The sequence below is a fragment of the Sinorhizobium glycinis genome, assembly GCF_001651865.1.
Lineage (GTDB): Bacteria > Pseudomonadota > Alphaproteobacteria > Rhizobiales > Rhizobiaceae > Sinorhizobium > Sinorhizobium glycinis.
The window spans coordinates 1-2442 of the sequence record NZ_LPUX01000015.1 but is presented as its reverse complement, the minus strand read 5'-3'; the positions used below and the strand labels follow the sequence as shown (position 1 = coordinate 2442).

General features: G+C 57.7%; 3 protein-coding genes. 2 read left to right on the top strand and 1 reads right to left on the bottom strand.

Features of this window, described 5'->3' with window-relative positions; all coding sequences use genetic code 11:
• Both AU381_RS30510 and AU381_RS00110 read left to right on the top strand, forming a co-directional pair.
• A partial coding sequence (locus AU381_RS30510) for a hypothetical protein (protein ID WP_206743864.1) occupies positions 1-185 on the top strand: 185 nt, incomplete at its 5' end.
• Positions 140-1555 (top strand): radical SAM family RiPP maturation amino acid epimerase, encoded by a 1416-nt coding sequence (locus tag AU381_RS00110; RefSeq protein WP_082909581.1) that lies wholly within the window; start codon positions 140-142, stop codon positions 1553-1555. The genes AU381_RS30510 and AU381_RS00110, both read left to right, overlap by 46 nt.
• A 131-nt stretch (positions 1556-1686) precedes the next feature.
• Here the strand turns inward: AU381_RS00110 and AU381_RS27770 are convergent, their stop codons facing one another.
• Positions 1687-1977, bottom strand: a complete 291-nt coding sequence (locus tag AU381_RS27770) for a VirK family protein (protein ID WP_014857679.1) — start codon at positions 1975-1977, stop codon at positions 1687-1689.
• Positions 1978-2442 lie beyond the last annotated feature (465 nt).

The following is a 2442-nucleotide window of genomic DNA, read 5'->3' as shown; positions in this document are numbered from 1 at the left end:
TGTGGTCTCCGTTCGTCCTAAGCAAACAAACAGAATCACAACTGGCTGATTTCACTCAACTCTTTTTCGGTCAGGCTCTTATAAAGGCGAGTATTGGCGCCAGATCTTTAACCGGCGCACGCCGGAGCAACGGCGCACCTTGTCGCACATCAAGCGTTTCATGGAACGGCTGGCTGGTGACATAAAGTTCCGCACCGCGGTTTCGGAGAGCGCCGACGCCCCTCGCGCGGTAACAGAGCGCTATGGCATTGAAGTTGACCCACTGGAGATACTGCCGCTCTGGCGCGATGATCATCTTACTTACCGCTACAAGCCGGAGTCTGCACCATGGCCGCTGTCGATAATGTGGGACGAGTACATGCGCGACATGTTGCGCCATCGCGACCTCCTGCGCGACCATGGCGATATGTCAATGACCAACCCTCGCTTTCATGCCTGGCGCGAGCGCCAAATTCGGCGTTGTAATGACGAATTGGGCGGATCAGCACCGTCGATCACACACCCCATCATCGCTTTCGAGCTGAGGGAAGGGTGCACCGTCGGTTGCTGGTTCTGCGGCCTCTCGGCCGCTCCGTTCAAAGGCTATTACGAGTATAGCAAACAGCATGCAGAGCTTTGGCGCGGCGTGGTTGGTGTCGCGAGCGAGGTGTTTGGCCCGGCAGCTCGTACTGGGTTCTGCTACTGGGCCACAGAGCCAATGGACAACCCGCAGTACGACCGCTTTCTCTTCGACTACTATCAGATCACGGGCGCATTGGCGCAAACAACGACGGCCGCCCCGCTCAAGGATGAGGCACTCACCAGGCGCGTGCTCGGCCTCTTCAATCTTTATGGCACTACGATGAATCGCTTCTCTGTGCTCAGCACGGCACATCTCAATCAGATCCACAGGGCGTTTTCGCCTGAAGAACTGACAGGGGTCGAACTCATCATGCAGGGCAAGGACGCCCCGACCGCAAAGGCTTTCACGGGGCGTGCGCGCAAGCGGAAGGAGAAACTCAGTGCGAGGCAAGAGGCAATCGCCTTGACGGAGCGCAATCACACGACGATCGCCTGTGTTTCCGGCTTCCTCGTAAATATGCCGCAGAGACGTTTGCAACTAGTGACGCCGGTACCGGGTAGCGAACGCTGGCCCCTCGGGTATCGCATAGTGGGTCAACGGTCATTCAGGACGCCTGACGAGTTCCGGGACGGGCTCAAGAGCATGATTGATCAACATATGCTCGAGAGCCCAGCCCCCGACCTGCCGATCCGCTTTCGCAGGGACCTGGAGTACACAGCGGGAGACCGCTGCTTCCATCTCCGCTCGCGAAGCATGGAACACCGGGTGCTCGACTACGCTCCGATCTCGGTTGGCCATCTAATCGCGTGCGGCAACTTTACAGTTTCGGAGTTGGTTATGCGGGCCTCGACGGATGGAATGAGCGTACTTGCAGTCGCCGACCTGCTCGATCAGTTATACGCGGCCGGCGTGATCGAAGAGGACCTCGGTGACCGCTATGCTTGGCAGACCAGCGACGGCATGAAAGACCGCATTGAAGAAGCTCAAGGATAGCGGCAGGCGGGTTCCTTTACCTATCGGGACCACTGCAAATGGCACGGGCGGGTGCCACAGGAAAACCTTCAGCCGCCGATCCGGGACGATCCGCCACCCGAACCCGCGCGATCGTGCTGCAACATGCCAGATCACGGTGAAGAGAAGAAGCTCAATCCGTGACCAATTGAGCACTTATAGACCAGGCTCGTTCCTTTTCGCTCGTAACTGGGCACATTGAAGACGACCATGGTGAATTCGGCGCCACCGTCCGGCCGGATCCGGTAACGAAGAAACTGGACAACCGGCTTACCGTCACGATCTATGGTAAAATGCTGATCTGCAAAAGCGAGGGTGCCGTCAGATGTGATCCTATAGCCGTCTATGCTAACGCCTCCACGCGTCTTGGTCGACGGTGTATCGGCAGTCGCCGGAGTGCACATGCCTAAAATCGACCGTCACACTCACCGGTTTGCCGGTAGTCAGCGCGCGTTCAAGCTCGCCAGTACATGACTATCGCCGGCGGCATTGGCAGCTGTAGCAAACAGTATCCCGAATAAGGTTGCAACGATATGTTTCACAGGTGGTCCTCTTTAGAGCGACTATACGGTTGACACGGCCCCTGCGGGCGAACCGGGGCTCGGCGGTTTCAAACAGGGCGCGGGTGGATTCATGGTGAGAGTGCGGCTTCGGACCGGAGCAGTTTGCCGACAGCCCATACCACTCGATGCGGCAGCCGTGTGTGGAGAAGGCTCCGCGTCTACTGCTATCCTTGTCCCAATTGAATTCAACCCAAAATGCCACGCTATTCTAATGGGAAATCTCAGCTGCAGCGCGACAACCAAGATGAGACGAAGCGTCAATCAAGATGAGACTCGGCAGCAGCGGTGGAACGCAGAGAGGGCGTA

Excerpts from the sequence above, each read along its gene's own strand:
- AU381_RS27770 (WP_014857679.1), bottom strand. The coding sequence starts at position 1,977 with ATGTGCACTCCGGCGACTGCCGATACACCGTCGACCAAGACGCGTGGA.